This window comes from Filifactor villosus (assembly GCF_042652965.1).
GTDB lineage: Bacteria > Bacillota > Clostridia > Peptostreptococcales > Filifactoraceae > Filifactor > Filifactor villosus.
Genome location: NZ_JBHSHL010000017.1, coordinates 797 through 21,737 on the forward strand (window position 1 = coordinate 797; position 20,941 = coordinate 21,737).

Below are 20,941 nucleotides of genomic sequence, written 5' to 3' on the forward strand. Positions count from 1 at the left end.
TGAGCGGGGAGAGTTATCGGGTTAAAGAAACGAGGGAGTGGCTAAAATAACGGGCCGTTTTTCGATGAGATCCCTGGACCATTTTTCGCTTGACAAATACAGAGCTATGCAGTTTCGTAAATAGGACAATAGTATCAATGGGCTACATCATCAGGGTCTGGAGCTTTGATGAAAGAAAAATATAAGAAAACACCGCATAATTCAAAAAGTCGGCGAAAAATCCATTTTGTATGAAAGGTGAATTTCTTAAAAATGTTGATTTGACAAGTCCTGCATTTTTTATCTCGCAGGACAGGTCAATATTTCGCCTTTGTGCGATATTTCCATAAGTAGTATATGTAGAGCGACAAAAAATTGTTTAACAGAAAGCGAGGCAAGTGTAATGAATCTAATAAACGAAAAAGTTCAACATAAGGTGTTTGGCATAGGAACTGTAATTGCATGTGACGAGAAGTACATAACCATTGAATTTCAAACGAAAAAAAGTAAGTTCCCTTACCCGGAAGCATTTGATAAGTTCATCGCTGCGCTGGATCCTACTGTTGCTGAGCTTATAAATGCGGAAATGCGTGCAGTGAAGGCTGCTAAAGAAGCAAAAAAGGCTGAGGAAGCTGCAAAGAAAGTTGTTGAAGAAGAGAGACGTTTAGAGATTCTGAAACGTCAAGAAATCAAAAAGACTGTTAAAAAATCTAGTGCGCAAAAAAAGAATAACGTAGTTAAAAGGGCGCCGGGCAAGGTGTTAACATATTTGGTTTTTCAGGGTGATACCTATGATGAGGAGTGTAGAGGTCAATTCATATGGGCTCCTAAATATACAAAGTCAGGTGGAACATGCCATCATTGGGATAGGCTGATGGAGCTTCAACGAGGGGATATTATCTTTCACTGCTCAAACGGGTATATTCGAGCTATTAGTATTGTAAAAGAACATTGTGTTGACAGCAAACGTCCTGGAGATTGGGATCAATGGGAAAAGGATGGACGAAGGGTAGATTGCAACTATCATGTTTTGAAAAGACCGTTAAAGCATGGAGATTATAAAGATAAAATAGTTGAATATTGTAATATAAAATATTTTCCCTTTGATAAAGATGGGAACGGAAATATGGGATACCTTTTTGAACTCAATAGGGAGCTGGCGATTTTTTTCGTGGAAGAGGCTTCGAGGTGTAATGATCATCTGTTTACGGTTTTAGAATTGTCATGGATGTTATGTGATACTCCAACGATCGCATCACTTGATGACCTTCGGAATAACTGTGAGACCATTGATAAGTACTTGGATTCCAAAAAAGATCCGGAATATTCATTTGCATTAGAGCTCATCAAGCGAGGTACGTGTTTTGTTGCAATGAAAAAGGAGGGTGTATACAGGTTTTATCCTAGCCGCTTTGTTGGTTATAAGGAAAACTCAATGGTTAAGCATGAGAATAATGGAGAGAAAGATGGGAGAGAAACCAATTCTATAATAGAGAGTCTATTAGGTGCTGGTAAGCCAATACCTAATGCAAAGCTTGGTGAAGCTTATAAAGAATATTGTAAAGTGCTTGGACTTGAACCCAGGGATAAAGGTTCATTTGGGGTAGAGCACAAGTTCTGGGAGATTTATGAATGATGAACAAGACAGTAAAGGTGGTTGCAGCAGTAATACGAAAGGTTGACAAAATCTTTGCCACGGCACGGGGGTATGGAGAGTTTAAGGGAATGTGGGAGTTTCCCGGTGGAAAGGTTGAAGCTGGAGAGACGTCTCATGAAGCATTGAAAAGAGAAATATTAGAGGAGTTAGAAACAGAGATTCTTGTGGGAGATTTGATTGGAACCATAGAATATGACTACCCGACATTTCACCTATCGATGGATTGTTTTTGGGCTGAAATTATAAGAGGTGATCTTGTGCTAAAAGAAGCAGAAGATTCAAAGTGGCTTACAAAAGGTGAATTGCACAGCGTTCAGTGGCTTCCGGCAGATATTACGTTGATTGATCAGATAGAAAGACAGATGGATTAGTATAATGGCACGTTGAAACTCATAATAACCCTGACATGGATAGAAATTCTTTTGGTTTACAATTAAGATACAAATAAAGCTAAATATCAATGTATCGGTACACTAGGGTAGGCTAATAAGTCCTAAAAATCTCTGTTTTTAAAAGAAAAAGGATCTTTGATGCTTTAAAATGATAACAGTATTAAACGAGTGTATTTATAATCGACAGAGATGAGAAAAAAGGAGGAGACCTTATGCTGGGAGCAATAATCGGAGATATCGTCGGGTCGCGTTTTGAGTGGAACAATCACAGGGACAAAGACTTTGAGTTTTTTACATCGGAGTGTTTTCCAACCGATGACAGCATTATGAGCCTTGCGGTGGCTCAAGCGATAGTGGAAAGTAAACCGGACTACAGCGACCTTTCCGAAAGAACAGTGGAATGTATGCAGGCTGTTGGAAGAAACTATCCCGACTGTGGATACGGCGGACGATTTTGTGAGTGGATGTTTTCGGATGATCCGCAACCGTATCACAGTTATGGCAACGGTTCTGCAATGAGAGTCAGTGCCGCGGGCTTTGCTGCACGAAGTTTGGACGAGGCCAAGTTGCTCTCAAGGCTTGTTACAGAGGTGACTCATAATCACCCGGAGGGGCTCAAAGGGGCTGAGGCTACAGCGGTAGCAATCTATATGGCTAAGACCGGAAGTGATATCGGTGAGATTAGAGATCATATTGATAAGAATTATTATCCTATGGACTTTACCCTCGATGAGATCAGAGACAGCTATCAGTTCAATGAGACCTGTCAGGAAACGGTGCCTCAAGCTTTGCAAGCGTTTTTTGAATCAAACGGTTTCGAAGATGCGGTAAGAAATGCAATTTCTATCGGAGGTGACAGCGATACCGTGGCAGCAATATGTGGAGGAGTGGCCGAAGCCTACTACGGGATCCCGGCCGATATTAGAGAACAAGCGGTTATCTTTTTGGATTCCCGTTTATCACAGCTTCTGGTATTGTTTGAGAGCCAATATCCTCCAGTAACGGAAAAGAAGACTTTGAAGTAGGAAAGACAGTACTATGGTAGTAGCGCATAATTTGAAAAATTAAGGCAATGTCTCACAAATATGAAACCTTGATGTTTCTATGAATTTATAGGAAATAAAGTTTTGTCAAATCAATACTTTTGAGGAATTAAGTATTCCTATACAGTGAATTTACGACGTTTTTTTAAAATGCGGTGTTTCCTTAATTTTATATGAAGGATGACGTTGTTGATCCTGCAAACTTTCGTATTTTATAAACACGAGGGGAAATCGGAACTTTGGCTTTGTGCGGCATGTTCAAAGATATCAAAGAAATGACCGGAGAGGTCGCAAGATTTACAAACCTTATTATGAAAAAATAATGGGACGTATCGTCCTTGATAGGAGGAAAAGAAATGAAAGAAAATTCGACGGGAAAGAAGTTATTTGAGGTGGCCGATGTGGCAGGCAAAGGGATAGCAAAAGCCGCAGCTGTCGCAGGTAAGGGGATAGCGAAAGCCACATCCGCTACAGGCAAGGGGATAGTCAAGGTCGCCGGTGCGACGGGGGATGCTTCAACGACGTTGGTGAAGAAAACCGCAGATTCCGTAACGGCGTCAAAAGAGGCGGTGTTCAAAGCTCTTGATCAAAACGGAGACGGACAGATCGGCATAGAAGATGTGATTATTATGGGACTCAATGTTCCGGGAGTCAGGATCGATCGAGCATCCTTTTTGAGAAAGGAGTTGTTTAAGAAATATTCGCAAGAGGTCATTGATGATGTCATTCTTCATAACCCGTTGCATGCCAATATCAAACCGGAAGATATAGATAAAATAGCCGATGAGGTGATCAAGTACGAGCGTAATTGCGTATCGGGGATCTCCGCGGCGCTGGGAACTCCGGGAGGGGTCGCAATGGTAGCAACTATACCGGCTGATATCGCTCAATACTATGGATATATGCTTCGTGTAATGCAAAAACTGCTCTATTTGTACGGTTTTCCAGAGATCGATTTGAAGGAGAAGGGTGATGTTATTGATACGGAGACCATGAATATGCTTGTCGTGTGTATGGGCGCTATGTATGGAGTTGCAGGCGCTAATAAAGCTATCAAATCAATAGCCACGGCTCTGGGAAATGGGGTTCAAAAGCAATTGATGAAAAAGGCTCTTACCAAAGGTACCATTTATCCGATCGTAAAAAGTGTGAGTAAGTGGTTTGGAGTGAAGATGACGAAGGAAGTGTTTACAGGTTTCTTTAAGAAATCTATTCCGGTCATAGGCGGTGTTGTCGGAGGGGGTCTGACCTTCTTCACCTTCAAGGCCTGCTGTGACAAATTGAAGGAATCCCTTCAAGATACAATGTTGAGCAACCCCGATTATTGCTCTGAGGGAAATGAAATCGAAATCGTTTCCGCGTCGGGAGAAGTGATCGAAGTGGACTACGAAGAAATGGAAGAAGAAATCTAAGAATAAAACACCATCGCCTCCTACCTGATGGGAGGAGGCGGTTTCCGTTTGTAAAGTTAGATCGGACATAAGTTACAGTTTCAGAGCATTCAGCCTGTCAATTCTAATAGGTAATAGTATAAAATGAGTTTTCTTCGTTGTAGAATGGATATGACCATAGTTTTATCGAAGAATGATATACGGCATTTATTGATATCGAGGACTTGTATTTCATACGAAACAGCTTTTCGTGGCATATTGATAGTTCCATGTATTCGGTATTCCTATCTATAATGTAGAAGAGTTCATAGCGTAGTTGAAGTCAGTAGAAACATCAATGTGTCACAACACTTGCAGAATCGATAGGGTCACCTTAGATTACATAATAATATTAAAAATTAAAGTAGATAAACGGGTTATAGGTTCCCTTCATCAGATAGATGACGGAGAGATAGAAGGTAATTGCAACGAAGATGTTTCTAGCTCCGAAGTACAGGGCCGAACTAATCAGGCTCTCCTCCTTGATCTTCCCTTCCAAAAAGGAGGCAAGAGGGAGGGAGAAGAGGCAGGCGCCTGCAAAAAACAGTCGATATTCCCTCAAGTAAAACAAAGTGGATGCAAAGGAGAGGCCTGAACTATCAAAAGAGAACATTCGACCGAGGTAGGAAAGTGCATACCCCAAGGTTTCCGAGCGGAACAACACCCATCCGCACACGACGACGACACCTACATAGATGCGTGCAAGGACTGAGGTTTCGAACTTTTCCAGCCTCTTTCTTCCGATGACGAACTTCTCTAAAGAAAGAAAGACAAAGTAATACAGACCCCAAGAGATAAAGTTCCAACTTGCTCCGTGCCAGATCCCTGTCAATAACCATACGAGGAAGAGATTTCGAAAGGTGGCTCCTACTCCCTTCCTGCTCCCTCCCAGGGGAATGTAGACATAATCGCGAAACCATGTGCTTAAAGAGATGTGCCACCTTCTCCAAAAATCGGTGATTGAACCTGCAATATAGGGATGGTTGAAGTTTTCCAAAAAGTGAAACCCGAATACGAGTCCCAGACCGATTGCCATATCGGAGTATGCCGAAAAATCATAGTAGATTTGGAAGGTGTAAGAGACGGCACCGAGCCATGCAAAACTCCAACTCAAGTGTTGTGGAGGCTGGGAAAAGATCAGGTCGGAGATGATCGCCATATTATTTGCAATCAGGATTTTTTTTGCAAACCCTATCATAAAACGCACGATCCCGGAAGAAATATCGTTAAGGTTTTCTCTTCGAGAAGAGATCTCTCCGGCGACGGTCCGGTAGCGGACGATAGGTCCTGCAATCAACTGAGGGAACAGACAGATATAGAGCCCTACCCGGAAGGGATTCTTCTGCACGGGGCTGTGCTCCGGATCGTAATATACATCCATAACATAGCTCATCGCCTGAAAGGTAAAAAAGGAGATTCCGATCGGTAACCCCAGATGAAGGGGGGCAAACTCCGTTTGGAAGACGGTGTTCACGTTGGAGATGAAGAAGTCCCAATATTTAAATACAAAGAATACAAAAAGATTGATCCATGTCATAAAAAAAAGTACGAGACGCTGTTTTTTTACAGAGGATCTGTAATAATGGATGCCCAACCCCATAAGGTAGTTGAAAAGGATGGAAGCGATCATTACAAAAACAAAGATCGGCTCACCCCACGCATAGAAAAACAAACTTACTCCAAAAAGCCAAATGTTTTTAAGGCTTCGAAGTGGAAGCAAGAAATAGACGATGAGGGTGATCGGTAGAAACCAAAACAAAAAAATAGCACTGCTAAATAGCATAATCTCCTCCAAGGGTGACGAAAATTTGTCAAGTGATACAAAAATGTAGAAAAAACAGGGGATGTATTCCTTTTCTTCTAAACTTATATTATAATGGAAACAATACAATTGACAAGCTATTCTTAAAATTTGATCAGGAAAGTGTATGGTGTCCGCACGAAGATATCGGAGTTGTCGTAGGAAATTGATCATTCATTTGACTTGTCGATATGAAAGGTTTGTATTTCAAGGGAAATGAAACAACTTTTTGTGGTTACAACATCGATACGACAAGAGTTCTATCAAATAACAGTTAAGATACAAGCCATCCTATCCAAAAAGCCGGCGGAGCATCAGCAACACGAAACAGAAAAAGAGGTTTTTATGAAAAAAGTACTATTTGTCGGGACGGAACTATCCGATATAGATGAAAGATTCTCAAAACACCTTGAATTTTTCAAACGAAACGGATATGAGGTCCATCTGCTGGGAAGAGATAATCGAATGGATATAGACCACACCGATCAGATGATCGACTTTGATTTTACGGTAAAAAGCGGATTCAACGTTGAAAGGAAGCAGATCAAACAGCTTCAAGCACTTCTTCTGGAAGAGAAGTATACGGCGATCATCTCCTACGAAGATATGCCGGGTTATTTGATCCGAATGGCTGCCAAGTCGGCATTCAAACCCGAACAACGACCCAAAATCTTCTATCTGGCGATCGAATATCCCTTCTATGGAGATCCGAGCGGCAAAGAGGAGAAAAAGTGTTTTGAACGTCATAAGAAGGCGGGTAAGGTCACCGATCTTGTCATCGTCTCCAACGATACGGATTTGCATATCGCGGAAGAGTTCAACTTTTCTATGGACACCATCGTAAAACTTTACGGGATGGGTGTTGAGCCGATCGCACGAAAGATACGGGATCTGGATCCCGAATCTGTGAGAAAACAATATCGTTTGACCAAAGACTATGTTGTTGCCCTCTACGAAAACAATTATGAAGAGGATAAAAACCATATATTTTTGATTCGAAACATTATGCCCATTATCGAGCGTTTTCCAAATTTCAAACTGGTCTGCAACGGAAGAGGAGAATTTCTGTCCAAGCTCAAGGAAGAGGCGGAAAGGGAGGGGGTATCAAGGAATATTCTTTTTTTGGAAAAGGAAGATGTAAGTGATCTCTATGCGATCTGTGACATCTATATCTCTCCTTCGCTGATTGAAGGGATACCTGAGGGCATCGTCCATGCTTTGGAGTGTCGCCTACCTGTTTTGGCGGCGAGAACAAAGGGGAATGTCGACCTGATCGAGGATGGGGAGAACGGAGTTCTCTTCGGTCCCGACAACTGTGGAGATTTTATTGCAAAGCTCTATGTCCTTCTCCAAAGCTCGAACCTCAGAGAACAGTTTGCGAAGCAAAAGAATACTTTTGTGGAGAACTACTTTACCGATTATGCTCAAAAACATATCTTCAACTACTATCGAAAGATGATTGTAGAGGACTCTTCAAGAGTTTTGAATACAACTTCGAACTTTAATGAAGAGGATTGATGTGTTCGTACTTGTATTTGGCCAAATACCGTGTGTCGAAAGACGAGAGAGTTGGAATGTTGAAGAGAGTGGTTTTGTCATCGAACAATAAGACCGGCGGATGCTTCCGTCGGTCTGTTCTTGGCCACTTGATTGGGAGATAATACTACTATTCCTTTGAATTATGGGTATAAACAATCTTGTGTTCCATAGAAGATAAACCGTTTTTTCGTGGTTTGAAAAACAGATATATCCATACTTCTATTGAAAATAGTATAAGGATAAAAAACAATCAGAGCTTTTGTACCGCCCCCAAAAAAGGTAGATCGAGAAACTGACGACAGGAGGTCGGTATTTTTATGAAAAAAACAGGGCGAAAATTCGCCCTGTATAACACCGCTTGTTATTTTGTAAAAAATTTCGAGATTCCCGAAGAATTTAACCAGATCACGAAGATAGCAATCGGTGCAAAGAAACGGATCATAAATACCCAGTATCCTTTAGATTTAAAGGGAAGTTTTCCATAATTGCTAATCTCTTCAATCGCTTTCTCGGGCTTCCAGATGTAACCGACAAAAATACACATAAAGAATCCTGCCAGAGGCATCAGAAGGTTCTCTGCTACATAGCTTGCGAAGTCGAAGAAGTTCATTCCGAAGAACGAGGCTGTAAATACTCCCAACGACAACGAAGAAGGGATCCCGAGCAGAAAAGCGAGTACTCCCAAAGTGATGACTGCCTTTTTTCTATCCCAACCGTGGTTGTCGATCAGATAGGCTGCAGGACATTCCAACAAGGAGATGGAAGAACTTACTGCAGCAAAAAGAACAAGCAGGAAGAACAGTGCAGCAAACACCGACCCCAAAGGCATAGAGTTAAATACCGCAGGTAAGGTGATGAAGATAAGTCCCGGTCCAGCTGTCGGTTCAAAACCGAAGGCAAATACCGCAGGAAGAATTGCAAATCCTGCCAACAAAGCAGCCAGTGTATCCAAGGCCGGAATGATCAAAGCACTCTTTTCCAAATTTGCGTCATCTCCGAGATAACTTCCGTAGGTTACGATGATCGCCATTCCCAAACTCAAAGAGAAGAATACCTGTCCCAAAGCTGCAACGAGTACATCGACCGTAATTAGACTGAAATCCGGCTTCAAATAAAAGGACAGACCTGCCGATGCTCCGGGAAGAGTTACCGACCGTACAACGAGAATGAGCAGGATGACGAACAGAGAGGGCATCATCATTTTACTTGCTTTCTCCAGACCGCCTTCAACCCCTTTAGCAACGATGATAATGTTGATAAGCATAAAAATACCGTGCCATAACAATGGCTGAACAGGGCTTGAAATAAAAGTTCCGAAATATTGTTCCGAGTTGACGGCAATACTTGCCCCCTGACCTGTGACATAAGTAAACAGATACTTGAGAATCCATCCCCCGATCACACTGTAATAAGAAACAATGGTAAAGGCAACAATGACACCGATTGCACCTACAAATTTCCAATTTTTGTTGAGTTTTGCATAAGCGCCGATCGGGTTGAGTTTTGTCTTTCGACCGACGGTCATTTCACCGAGCATAACGGTAAAACCGATGAGAACAATTAGAACAAGATATACCAAAACGAAGGCTCCACCTCCGTTCTTACCTGTTAAGAATGGAAATTTCCATAAGTTTCCGAGTCCGATTGCCGAACCCGCCGCGGCAAGTATGAACCCGATGTTACTGAAAGTCCCCCTTTGTTTTTTTTCCATTTCAACCTTCCTCCTTTCAAAATATTTGTTTGTGGAACTTCGTAGAGAAAAAGCTCCGGTGATTAGAAAGTTGTCACTTGAGAACTAGATTATACTAAAAGTTCTGAACATTGTAAATAGTTTTAATAAATTAAAAAAATAACAAAGCAGTAAACTTGTATGGATGAGGGAGAAGATAGAGACGAAAGCCTCTTAAAACCCGGGATATCTTACAAACCTTCCCCATGTTATATCCCCACTATATTTAGCCGGGGAGAAGCTGATGTGTAGGAGATGAGCTTTATCCAAGTCTTGTTTTTTCAAGACCGCCTTCCTTTCGTGAGGACCGAGGATGAAGGCGAAACTCCGTTTCCTTAAAATTCTCTCCCGGTGCAACGAATGAGCGTAGGATACCGGACAAAGCCAACCTTACAGCTATTCTCCGATGAAACAATATAGTTTTGAACATCCGTGCAGTTTTAACGAATTACAGCTCTATACAACCCGGAAATTGAAACAGATAAGGATATGAGAGGAGGATTGCGAACTTTTTTCGAAAGATTCGACCGGAAAAACTTGGATTCGATAAGGGTTGTCTGTCTTGTCGGACAATGTAAACAGGTCTGTGTATCTTGGATGGGTGTTTCTTTAAAAGGCTTACAGACCAAGGATATCCGCTTGATGTTAATTTAAAGGTAGACAGAGACAATGAAGGGTTTCATAAGGTAAGAGTTTAATAATATTGTAAATCTTTTTTTACGATTACAGGGGGAATATATGGTATGATGTGTGTAATTATTTCGATAGAATGATTTTCTGAAAGGAAAAATTATGAAAAAAAACGGGAACACAACGCCCTTGATAGAAATAAAAAATGTAAGTAAGATATTTCGCATGGGCGAAGAAAAGGTTGTAGCACTCAACGATGTCAGTTTGGATATTTACAAGGGGGAGATCGTATGTTTTCTGGGTACATCGGGCTCAGGGAAATCGACGTTCCTCAATATGGTTGCCGGACTTGAAAAACCGACCAAAGGAGAGATCTTCATAGGAGGAATTCCGATACACAAACTCAATGAAGCACAAGTAACGCTCTTTCGCCAAAAAAACATAGGTTTTATCTTCCAAGCCTATCATCTTTTACCGATGTTGACCGCCCTGGAAAATGTAAGTCTACCATTGGTATTTCGAAATGAGCGGACGGATAAGAGAGAAAAAGAGGCCACGCAGATGCTTCAAAAGGTCGGCTTGAGAGGTTATGAGCGAAGAAAGCCCACACAGATGTCGGGAGGACAGCAGCAGAGAGTTGGGATTGCAAGGGCTTTGGTGGGCTCTCCCAAGATCATTTTTGCAGATGAACCGACAGGGAACCTGGATACCAATACGACGAGGGAAGTTATGGATCTCATTGTTTCAATGGTAAAGGAAAAGGGACAGACCTTGATTATTGTGACCCACGATACATCGATAGCCGCTTACGCGGATAAGATCGTTACGATTCGCGACGGAAAAATACTCAGCGTAAAAGGAAAGGGAGAAAAAGAAGATGAAAAAGAATAGGATCATTGCATGGATATTGATATTGTTGTTGCTTGCAGGGGTAGCGCTACCAACCCTGATTCAGTTCGGTTTGAATTTGACAGGGGTGGTGTATGCGGATTCAACGAACAAATTACAGATCTCCTTTGTAGGAGGTTCCGTTCTCAAAAACAACTCTTCTCAGGAAAATCTTGTCTTTCAAGTAAAAAATTTTTCGGACACGGATTATCAGGATGTAAAACTGCGTGTTGTGGACGCTCAGACAAGTTCGATCATCCTGGCGGATAGTGAAGAGTTTTCCATAGGAAAGAAGTCGGGAACCAATATTCCAAGCACTCAGATTCAAGTTCCCGTCAACACCTTGAATTTGGATCACGGAGCCGACTATGTCTTTTCCGTACGCCTGATTGCTTCATCGAGCGGTTCCAATGTTTCTACGGCAACGGATCCCAACGGGAGCTCTTATCTCTACCATAACGATGTCATCTTTTCGGGAACCGGAACGGGAGATACGACCATAGGAAAATACTCGTTTACGGTCTTGGATTCGGATATACCCATAGATAAACCGCAGGAAAAACAATATATTCCCAATGTAAAACTGTCAATCAGTATCCCCCAAAACGGTTTGGTGGCGGGACATGTCAATACGGTACGTGTGAAAGGGAAAAACAGAGGAAACAGTATCCTTTCCGAAATGAAACTCGGTATCAGCGGTCTTCCCGAAGGGGTTTCGCTATCGAATCAAGCAGTAAAGCAGGAAGTTGACGGCATCCGCATAGGAGATGAGAAGAGTGCGGAGTTCCGTCTGTTTATCAAAGATACCGTCAAGAGCGGTAATTATCCGATCACGATTACAGGAGAAGGAAAGCTTCCCAATCAGACGTCGTTTTCTACCGAAGAAGTGGTCTATCTCAATATCAAGGGAGAAGAAAAGGATGAGAAGACGGGAACTCTTGTCATTCGAAATGTCTCCGTGCCGAATAACGCAAAGGCCGGTTCCGACTTTACCTTGAGTTTTGAAGTAGCAAATGTGGGACATTCGGAGGTGAAAAATATCAAGATAAGTACCGAGGCGACCGAAGGGGTTGTCAATAAGACAAGGGGAATTTTCGTGGAAGAGAAGATAGCTTCGGGGCAGTCCAAGAAGTATTCGGTGACCTTCTTTTCAAGTACGAAGACGGAACCGAAAAACTATCCGATCAAGATTATGGTTGAACAGGTATCCGCCAAAGAAGGAGAAGAACCCTTTGTGCCAAGCAGTCAGTATGCGGGAGTCTATATCTTCGGGGGCGGAGAAAAGAAAGAAGAGGAAGAAAAAAACGATGGGGTAAAAAATCCTCAGATTATGGTTGAGTCTTATGACTTTGGAGGAATAGATGTCAAGGCGGGCGAGGAGTTTGTTTTGGATCTGGGATTGGCCAACACCAGCCAGAAAATGCTTAGGAACATCAAAGTTTCTCTCAGTGCGGACAACGGGATCTTTGTTCCGGTCAATACAAGCAACTCCTTTTTTATCGGTTCTATGGCACCGAATCAGAGAATAGGAAAGCGGATCCGTTTTGCAACCAAACCTTCCGCAGAGCAGCAGACATTCGGCATCAATGTGGATATGACTTATGAAGATACCAAGGGAAATGCCCTCACGGCAAAGGATATCATCTCCGTGCCCGTGGTGCAAAAGACAAAGCTGAATATCGGAGAGGTCAATATCCCGCATGAAGGAGCCTTTGCCGGTCAACCTTCTCCGGTATCCGTCACGTTTTACAATATGGGCAAGACCGTTTTGAGCAACCTTTTTGTGACAGCTAAGGGAGATTTTGAGCTTGAAGACAAGAACGGATACTTTGTTGGAAATATGGAGACGGGGAAAAGCGATTCTTACGATTTTAATGTTATCGTAGAGAAACCCGGAGAAGCAAAGGGAACTCTTACCTTCACCTTTGAAGATGTGTCGGGAGAGATACAGACGATCACAAAAGATTTTGTTATCACGGTCAATGAGATGATACCGGTGGACGAAGGTCCGGAAGAACCCATTGAAGAGCCGAAGAACAACAGATGGAAGATCGGTGGGGGCATAGGAGGCCTACTGCTTCTTATCCTCTTTGGTTTGTGGTTAAGAAAACGACATAAGAGAAAGAAGGAGAAGGAGTTGACTATCGATGAATAGTAAAGACCTTTTCGTTATGGCTGTACGAAACCTCAAAAGGAGGAAGGTAAGGACTCTGCTCTCCGTCATTGGAGTTGCAATCGGAACAACCGCTATCGTTGTCATGATTTCCTTGGGTTTGGGCTTAAGCAAGGGGCAGGAGGCACAGGTAGAACGCTATGGAAACCTCCATATCATTCAAGTCAACAGCTATGGCACTCAGGTGGATAAAGCGACGGGAAAACCTTCGAAACTCGACGATGAAGCTTTGAAGAAGATGTCGGTTCTCAACGGAGTCACGGCAATTACTCCCACTGTAAACACCTATATGAGGATTGTGGCGGGTAAATATGTTGCCAATGCTCCTATTATAGGGATACGTTCTTCCACGATGGAAAAATTCAAGTACAACATAGACGAGAAAGGACGTGCTCTACATGTGGGAGACAAGAACGCCATTGTCATCGGAAAAGCGATTTTGTATGATTTTTATAATCCCAAAAAGCAGGATTATGCGGAGTATCCCGTGCCGGATGAAAAGGGAAGGATGCCCGAACCTACCGTTGATGCATATACAACCAAGATGTTTCTGACAGCGGACATGGAGTATGGCAACAAACGTAGGAATAACAGAGATACACCTTCGACAGATAACGGGAAGAAGGTGGAGTATAAAGAACACAAGGTAAAGGTTGTGGGCATCATTCAAAACAAGTCCGACAGTACGATGGATGAAAATTCATACAATATCTATATGGACTATGATGAGTTGGTTAAGATTATACAGGAAGACAATAAGGCAAGAGGGGGCTCCTCCTTCAGTTCGACAAAGGGAAAAACGTATGATGAGGTGCTGATCTATGCCGAAGATATAAAGAAAATAGATGCCATCTTGAAGAGCATCCAGGATATGGGTTTCGGTACAAGCTCCGCAAAAGATTGGTTGAACCAGGTAAAAGAGCAGGCGGCATTGATACAGGGAATCCTTGGAGGAATCGGAGCAATCTCTCTGCTCGTTGCGGCAATCGGGATTACCAACACCATGATCATGTCCATCTATGAGAGAACCAAAGAAATCGGTGTTATGAAGGTTATCGGTGCAAATCTGAAGGATATTAAGAATTTGTTTTTGATCGAAGCTTCTCTGATCGGCTTTTTCGGAGGGGTCATAGGTCTTTCGCTCAGTATCATTATTTCGATTTTGATGAACCTGTTTATGGGAAACGGCTTTAGCGAAGCGGGAGGAATGTTCTTCGATATATCGAGCGAAAGCAAAATCTCGATCATTCCGATATCTCTGGGGCTGTTATCAATTGCATTCTCGACCTGTATCGGAGTCTTGGCGGGATATTATCCTGCAAAGCGGGCAATGGGAATCTCGGCTTTGGAGTCTTTGAGGAATGAATAAACAAGCCTCTTTGAACAGGAGTGGAGATTTTGTAGAACCTCACTTAAAAAACGCAACTCTCTTCAAAGAAAGTTGAGGATGGATACTGTTCTCCGGAAGAAGCATGGTAATATCCATTTTGCAACAGGGAACATTTGTTGGATCTTCTATGGAGTACACATCATCGAGATTTTGTAACTCAAAGGAATACAACTATGAGATAAAGAAGGTAAACAGAGAGTTCTGCCCTTTTAAGACAAGGGTGGAGTTCTCTGTTTTCTGTTCCTTGGAAAAGTTATCGTTTCTTATGTTCATACCTGATACTATTCTTCGATAGAAGTATGGTAATATCTGTTTTTCGATCACGAAAAATGGTTTTATCTTCTATGGGTCACGAATTGTTTATGTCCAAAACTCAAAAGAATAATAGTATGATACTATTCTTCGATAGAAGTATGGTAATATCTGTTTTGTAATCACGAAAACTCGTGTTCTCTTCTATGGAGTGCAAATCGTTGATATCCATTATTCAAAGGAATAGTAGTATGAATCCCGTGTTATACTAAAATCCAATTAATACTATTATTCAATAGATGTATTGATAGATCCGTTTTTTTCAACCTGCGAAAAATCTCTTTATCTTCTATGTTGTTCACTTTCATCCCCGAGTCCTGTGTCGAAAAATACTCATACAGATAACCGGTCAATGCAACAGGTATAGTATAAAGGATAGAAACATTTAAAGAAGATAATGAGTATCAAATGAAATACCATTGATAATGGGAAAAACTATCGATTATTTCCTGAAAAACATTGACGAATGGGAAAAAAAAGATTATGTTATAAGTAGGTTCAGATAAAAATCTGACGAAGGGAACAGGAGGTGCGTTATATGCCGATTTCTTTTGCAAGTGTGGGAGATACGCTCATTATCCTTGAGATAAGAGGAAGTGAAGAGACAAAACGTCATCTTGAAAGCCTCGGTTTTGTCAAGGGAGAGGTGGTAACAATCGTATCCAAGAATGCAGGAAATTTAATTATAGCAATCAAAGACAGCAGATTGGCAATCAACCACTCCATGTCGAGCAAGATCATTGTCGAAAGCAGATGATACGGATGGATAAGTAGGTTTGACATTATAAAGAGATGAGGTGAAAAAATGAGAACATTGAACTTGGTAAAACCGGGAGAAACTGTTAAGGTTTCCAAAATACAAGGAGAAGGCGCAGTAAGAAGACGTATTATGGACATGGGCCTTACAAAAGGAACAGAGCTTTATGTCAGAAAAGTCGCTCCTTTGGGAGATCCTATCGAGATCACCGTAAGAGGCTATGAGCTCTCTATTCGGAAGTTCGATGCACAGATGGTATCTGTCGAATAAGCGTTTCTTTTGAGGAGGAAAGTTGAGAATGATATTCAGTTTAAAGGAGGAGTAATATGTCGGTGCGTATTGCATTGGTAGGAAACCCCAACTCGGGGAAAACTACCTTATTTAACGATCTGACAGGAGCGGCACAGTATGTTGGAAACTGGCCCGGAGTAACTGTCGAGAAGAAAGAGGGAAGGATAAAGTTCAATAAGGATGTCATTGTAACCGACCTTCCGGGGATTTATTCTCTCTCGCCCTACACAATGGAGGAAGTTGTAAGTCGTAACTATATTTTGGAAGAAAGACCGGATGTAATTATCAACCTGGTCGATGCCTCCAACATTGAACGAAATCTTTACTTAACCACGCAGATATTGGAACTTGGAGTTCCTGTTGTCATCGCTTTGAACATGATGGATGTTATAGAAAAACGCGGAGACAAGATCAATGTGGCAAATATCTCCAAAAAACTTGGAGTTCCGGTTTTGGAGATGTCGGCACTTCGCTCTAAGGGAGTTAAAGAAGTCGTCGAAAAAGCAATTGAAGTCTCCAAGGATAAAAAAGCGGTTCCAAGCGGGATACCCATGGGAGCGACCTTGGAGAAAAACATAGAGGAACTGTCTTCGCTTATTGCAGACAAGGTCGATCCTGCTCAAAAAAGATGGTATGCGATCAAACTGCTTGAGAGAGATAAGGACATGCTCAGCCGACATAGTTTTTCCCAGGAAGTCTTGTCCGTCTCTTCGACAAAGAAGGAGCAGTTGGAAAAAGAGTTGGATGACGATATGGAAAGTATCGTGACCAACGAAAGGTATCAATATATTACAGCCTTGATGGGCGAGACGGTCAAGAAGATGAAGGCGGGCGAGACAACATCCGACAAGATCGACAAGATCGTAACCAACCGCTTTTTGGCTCTACCCATCTTTGTAGCGGTAATGTTTTTTATTTACTATATTTCCATCTCTACCCTGGGAACAATGGGAACGGATTATGTCAATGACGTAGTTTTTGGAGAAAACGGAATCCCCGGAGCGATATCGGGATTTTTGGAGAGTGTCGGGGTTAATCCTCTGTTGCACAGTTTGATTGTAGACGGCATCATAGGCGGAGTCGGTGCGGTATTGGGCTTTGTTCCTCAGATTGTGGTGCTCTACCTCCTTCTTGCAGCTTTGGAAGATTTCGGTTATATGGCGAGAATTGCCTTTATTATGGATAGGATCTTCCGCAAGTTCGGTCTTTCGGGAAAATCTTTCATCCCCATGCTCATCGGTACAGGTTGTTCCATCCCTGGAATTATGGGTACCAGAACGATCGAAGATGAGAAAGACAGACGGATGACGATTATCGTCACGAGCTTTATGCCCTGTTCGGCAAAACTTCCTATCATCGCACTGGTTTCCTATGCCCTCTTTGGGGGAGAATGGTGGGTGGCACCGGTGACTTACTTTGCTTGTATCCTAGGAATCATCGTATCGGGAATCATGTTAAAGAAAACCAAGGTGTTTTCCGGAGATCCCGCACCTTTTATTATGGAACTCCCTGCTTATCACGTGCCCAGTATCAAGAATGTTCTTCTGCACACTTGGGAGAGGGTAAAAGGCTTTGTCATTAAGGCGGGAACGGTCATCTTGTTGGCAACTGTCGTTTTGTGGGTATTGATGAGATTTACGCCGAGTTTTGAGCTCATTGAGTTTGAAGAAGCGGGAGAAAAATCCATTTTGGCTATTATTGGAACAGCGATTGCACCTATTTTTAAACCTTTGGGATTCGGAAGTTGGGAAGCAACGATTGCTACTTTCACGGGAATTATTGCAAAAGAACAGTTGGTATCGACCTTCGGTTTGATGACGAAACTCGGTGAAGTCGATCCGGAAGCTGTTGCGGAAAATGCTGAATTACTTGCCGTTACGGCAGGAATGTTTACTTCGGTAGGGGCCTTCTCCTTCCTGCTGTTCAACTTGTTCTGTACTCCCTGTGTCGCTGCAGTGGGAGCTATTTCGAGAGAAATGAACAGCAAAAAATGGACCTTTATCGCCTTGGCTTATCAACTTGTGTTCGCCTATGCAGTATCTTTTGTGTTCTATCAATTCGGTGCACTCCTGCTTGAAGGCGCTTCTTTCTCTTTAGGAACTGTTCTTGCAGTATTGGTTTTCGTATATGGACTCTATCTGTTGTTTAGAAAGCCGAGAAAAGATTCACACAAGGAGCTTGATCTTGCAAGACATTCTGCATAGTTCAAAAATAGAAGCGGATGGATTGGAGGTTTGAGATGGCAAATGTGGTTACAGTTTTAATTTTGCTTCTTATTATAGGAGCAGCCCTCTATTATGTTCTTAAAAAGAATAAACAAGGCGGCTGTGCCGGTTGTTCGGGCGGTTGTTGCGGTTGCTCTATGGAAGAAAGAGAAAAACACGACGAAGCTAAGAATAAAAAGATTTGATAGAGAAAAACTCTTTTGTCTCTCCGGGAGAGACAAAAGAGTTTTTTTGTATTTAAAAAACCACACATTAGATATGTGATTCCCAAAATGTTATACATTTAAACACGACATAAACAGCGGATACTTCCTCTTTGTTACACTATTTCCCGCTTAAAATCTCAGGAAAACGGAAGATATATTTACCGGAAACATTTTGAGTAATCGTAGAATTTAAACTTTACGACCGGACAATTTTAATAGATAATCGTATAGAAAGCTCATATAGATAACCGGGTGATTAAAACAGGTAATCGTATCAGAAACACATATCATTACCGAAAAACAACTCGGAGGATGATATGCTCCAAGGCGTTCAAATTGTCAATTCTAATAGATATCGGTATCATGTTGTCTTCGATATCCACTTTTTCGATTTATAAACGAAGAGAAGAAATAAAACGGAATATCAATGTGTCAATATACCGGAGCTTATTTGACCTCTCCTTGAAGTAAGTAGAATATCGTAGAACAATCTTTGTTTTTATAGAGGAACATAGATCGGGAAAAACGGTTTTTAGGGAGTATTCGGCAAGGTACGATACTCCTTCAGAAGCTCTCCGTTTTCCATAATAAAGGGGCGTGCCATGTCTTGTCCCCAAGAGACATCATAGTATTTCATCAGATAGTCGTTAAGCTGTTGTTTGTCCTTGAAACGAACGATTTGGTAAGGGAGATCGAAGGAAAGTTTTTCGATAAAGGTATAGTTGTTTTTTTCCTTGATGAGAAGTCCGGTATGTCCGACAAACAGATTGATATTTTCAGGATCGATTGTGTCATGAAATACGACAGAGATAACACTGACATCTTCGGGCAGGTTGTAGTGCAGACCGATTTTTTGATAATAGTCCTTCATCTTCTTTACATGGAGTTCAATATCCTGTGTGTTTTCGGTGGGAACTTGGTGATAATAGGTGTTGAACTTGTGCTGTTCGTCCAAATTAAACTTTCCCGTGCTTTCGAGGGAGTTGTTGTCGAAGGGAAGGTTGGGAGGAATGTCTTTGTTTGCTTCGAGCTCAATTGCATCTTTGATCAGACCGAAGGTTGTAATTCGACAATTTTCTCCGATAAACTCGGGATTGGATTTTTCCCAAGCACTCGCAATGCTCATTTCGTCATAAGAAATGGGGACGGAAGCTACCTCTTTGTACTCCTTCCGCAAGTTGGGAATAAGAGCGTTGTAAGTTGCTACATCATTGAGGAACAGCTCGGCGCTTTCATTGCCGATTCGCCCTTTCAAGAGCTCTCGAACCTCATTTTGAGAGGTTTCTCCTACAATATTGTGATAGGAGACCGATGAGACAGCGGACGAGGCAGAAGAAGTATCAAAAGACTGTGTCTGTTTGTTGCCGGAACAGGCGGTAAAAAGGGAAAGTGTTACCAGAGCTAAAATAAACTTTTTCATAAAGAATCCACCTCCAAAAACAATTTGCCGAAATTATCTTCCCTGTCGATATCGACAAGGAAGATAATTTCGGCTTTATAGGCATAATACTATGATACGGTTGAAATAGCTGAGATGTTAACTTTGTAAAGCTTGGGACAGATGACGATTTCAAACGATATCAGCCGCAATACAATCAATGACAGTATAAAAATCTTATAGTTGACAAAGTTAATTTTATGATCTATTAAAATTGGCCATTTGAACACGTCCAATTGTGGCATTCTCCAACTTGTTTTTCGGTAATGACATATTATACATCACAGTTCAAACAGAGAATAGGATAAAGACGGATCACATCTTATTTACGATTTCAACAGATAAGAAGTGTAACGTTTTGTGGACTTATTCCATAATAAGAATCTTTTCGGGTTGAAGAATCAAATTATCTTGGGCTTGAGCAGCGATCTGTTGCGGCCAAAACAGACACTTGTTTCCCTGTTTCAGGGTTTCTATACTTACATCCTCATAAGAAGGATAGGCTTTCAAAGAAGTTCCTTCTTCAAAATTCCATTTTATTCCGTCCGCTGTTGTAATAACAAAACCTTCGTCCTGTTTTTCAACACTTGCAACCGTTTGGTAGTTTGGAACGGTTCCTTGCTCGATGTTTGCGATAAGAATGTTTGCTGAGGTTTGAGGAGGTTGACTTGTCATAAAGGCAGGAGAAACCCAAGCATAAATCTCACTTCCTTCCTTCAAAACATCCATAGGAAGGTTTTCTCCGGAAGCCGAATCGATTACGGGAGTGTCCTTGGTCGTATTTAAAATCAGCTTCATGGAAGAATCGGCATCGTTTAATTGCATTTCGATTTGATTTGCATCCTGATCAATGGAGACAATGCTTCCCCATTGGAGAATGCTTTCTCCCATGGCGATGTCTTCATTTCCCATGTCGCCTTCCTGCTCGGTGGTTGTAGGGGCATCCGGAGCAGGAGTATCCGTGGTCTTTGTACCCTGGCAAGCTGCGAGGGAGACAGCTAACATTCCTACCAACATAAAGCCTGCTATTTTTCTTTTCATATTTAATCATCCTTTCATCA

16 protein-coding genes are annotated in these 20,941 nt (G+C 41.9%); 12 read left to right on the forward strand and 4 right to left on the reverse strand.

Features of this window, described 5'->3' with window-relative positions; genetic code table 11:
* Positions 1 to 382 precede the first annotated feature (382 nt).
* From ACFO4R_RS05365 to ACFO4R_RS05380, 4 genes are all read left to right on the forward strand, one after another.
* A complete protein-coding gene (locus ACFO4R_RS05365) occupies positions 383 to 1,615 on the forward strand; it encodes a hypothetical protein (RefSeq protein WP_379788018.1) in 1,233 nt (410 codons plus the stop codon).
* Positions 1,612 to 2,007 (forward strand): (deoxy)nucleoside triphosphate pyrophosphohydrolase, encoded by a 396-nt coding sequence (locus ACFO4R_RS05370; RefSeq protein ID WP_379788019.1) that lies wholly within the window; start codon positions 1,612 to 1,614, stop codon positions 2,005 to 2,007. The genes ACFO4R_RS05365 and ACFO4R_RS05370 overlap by 4 nt, the downstream gene beginning before the upstream one ends.
* A gap of 233 nt (positions 2,008 to 2,240) precedes the next feature.
* On the forward strand, positions 2,241 to 3,053 hold the full coding sequence (locus ACFO4R_RS05375; RefSeq protein ID WP_379788020.1) for an ADP-ribosylglycohydrolase family protein: 813 nt from the start codon (positions 2,241 to 2,243) through the stop codon (positions 3,051 to 3,053).
* Positions 3,054 to 3,427: 374 nt separating this feature from the next.
* Positions 3,428 to 4,483, forward strand: a complete 1,056-nt coding sequence (locus ACFO4R_RS05380; protein ID WP_379788021.1) for a hypothetical protein — start codon at positions 3,428 to 3,430, stop codon at positions 4,481 to 4,483.
* 370 nt (positions 4,484 to 4,853) lie between these two features.
* Here the strand turns inward: ACFO4R_RS05380 and ACFO4R_RS05385 are convergent, their stop codons facing one another.
* Positions 4,854 to 6,284, reverse strand: a complete 1,431-nt coding sequence (locus ACFO4R_RS05385) for an MBOAT family O-acyltransferase (RefSeq protein WP_379788022.1) — start codon at positions 6,282 to 6,284, stop codon at positions 4,854 to 4,856.
* A gap of 363 nt (positions 6,285 to 6,647) precedes the next feature.
* Here ACFO4R_RS05385 and ACFO4R_RS05390 point away from each other — a divergent pair, with 363 nt between their 5' ends.
* Positions 6,648 to 7,820 (forward strand): glycosyltransferase family 4 protein, encoded by a 1,173-nt coding sequence (locus tag ACFO4R_RS05390; RefSeq protein WP_379788023.1) that lies wholly within the window; start codon positions 6,648 to 6,650, stop codon positions 7,818 to 7,820.
* A gap of 382 nt (positions 7,821 to 8,202) precedes the next feature.
* Here ACFO4R_RS05390 and ACFO4R_RS05395 read toward each other — a convergent pair whose 3' ends face one another.
* The gene (locus tag ACFO4R_RS05395; RefSeq protein WP_379788024.1) at positions 8,203 to 9,552 is read right to left on the reverse strand and encodes a sodium-dependent transporter; all 1,350 of its coding nucleotides are present in this window, start codon (positions 9,550 to 9,552) and stop codon (positions 8,203 to 8,205) included.
* An 810-nt stretch (positions 9,553 to 10,362) separates the two neighbouring features.
* On the opposite strand from ACFO4R_RS05395, the gene ACFO4R_RS05400 reads away from it, so the two are divergent.
* The 7 genes from ACFO4R_RS05400 to ACFO4R_RS05430 all read left to right on the forward strand — a co-directional run bounded on the left by ACFO4R_RS05400 (position 10,363) and on the right by ACFO4R_RS05430 (position 18,421).
* On the forward strand, positions 10,363 to 11,091 hold the full coding sequence (locus ACFO4R_RS05400) for an ABC transporter ATP-binding protein (RefSeq protein ID WP_379788025.1): 729 nt from the start codon (positions 10,363 to 10,365) through the stop codon (positions 11,089 to 11,091).
* Positions 11,078 to 13,243 (forward strand): COG1361 S-layer family protein, encoded by a 2,166-nt coding sequence (locus tag ACFO4R_RS05405; RefSeq protein ID WP_379788026.1) that lies wholly within the window; start codon positions 11,078 to 11,080, stop codon positions 13,241 to 13,243. The genes ACFO4R_RS05400 and ACFO4R_RS05405 overlap by 14 nt, the downstream gene beginning before the upstream one ends.
* Entirely contained in the window at positions 13,236 to 14,630 is a 1,395-nt protein-coding gene (locus ACFO4R_RS05410; RefSeq protein ID WP_379788027.1) for an ABC transporter permease, read from the forward strand. Before ACFO4R_RS05405 ends, ACFO4R_RS05410 begins: the two co-directional genes overlap by 8 nt.
* 871 nt (positions 14,631 to 15,501) lie before the next feature.
* Positions 15,502 to 15,720: a FeoA family protein gene (locus ACFO4R_RS05415; RefSeq protein ID WP_379788028.1), complete on the forward strand. Its 219-nt coding sequence runs from the start codon at positions 15,502 to 15,504 to the stop codon at positions 15,718 to 15,720.
* A gap of 48 nt (positions 15,721 to 15,768) precedes the next feature.
* A complete protein-coding gene (locus tag ACFO4R_RS05420; RefSeq protein WP_379788029.1) occupies positions 15,769 to 15,990 on the forward strand; it encodes a FeoA family protein in 222 nt (73 codons plus the stop codon).
* Between the two features lie 56 nt (positions 15,991 to 16,046).
* Complete coding sequence (gene feoB / locus ACFO4R_RS05425; RefSeq protein WP_379788030.1) at positions 16,047 to 18,215, forward strand: ferrous iron transport protein B; 2,169 nt, start codon at positions 16,047 to 16,049, stop codon at positions 18,213 to 18,215.
* A gap of 35 nt (positions 18,216 to 18,250) precedes the next feature.
* A complete protein-coding gene (locus ACFO4R_RS05430) occupies positions 18,251 to 18,421 on the forward strand; it encodes a FeoB-associated Cys-rich membrane protein (RefSeq protein WP_379788031.1) in 171 nt (56 codons plus the stop codon).
* A gap of 553 nt (positions 18,422 to 18,974) precedes the next feature.
* Here the strand turns inward: ACFO4R_RS05430 and ACFO4R_RS05435 are convergent.
* Entirely contained in the window at positions 18,975 to 19,862 is an 888-nt protein-coding gene (locus ACFO4R_RS05435) for a DUF4300 family protein (RefSeq protein WP_379788032.1), read from the reverse strand.
* A 384-nt stretch (positions 19,863 to 20,246) separates the two neighbouring features.
* Positions 20,247 to 20,921 carry a DcrB/PsbP domain-containing protein gene (locus ACFO4R_RS05440; RefSeq protein ID WP_379788033.1) on the reverse strand — a complete coding sequence of 225 codons (675 nt, stop codon included), beginning with the start codon at positions 20,919 to 20,921 and terminating at the stop codon, positions 20,247 to 20,249.
* Positions 20,922 to 20,941 lie beyond the last annotated feature (20 nt).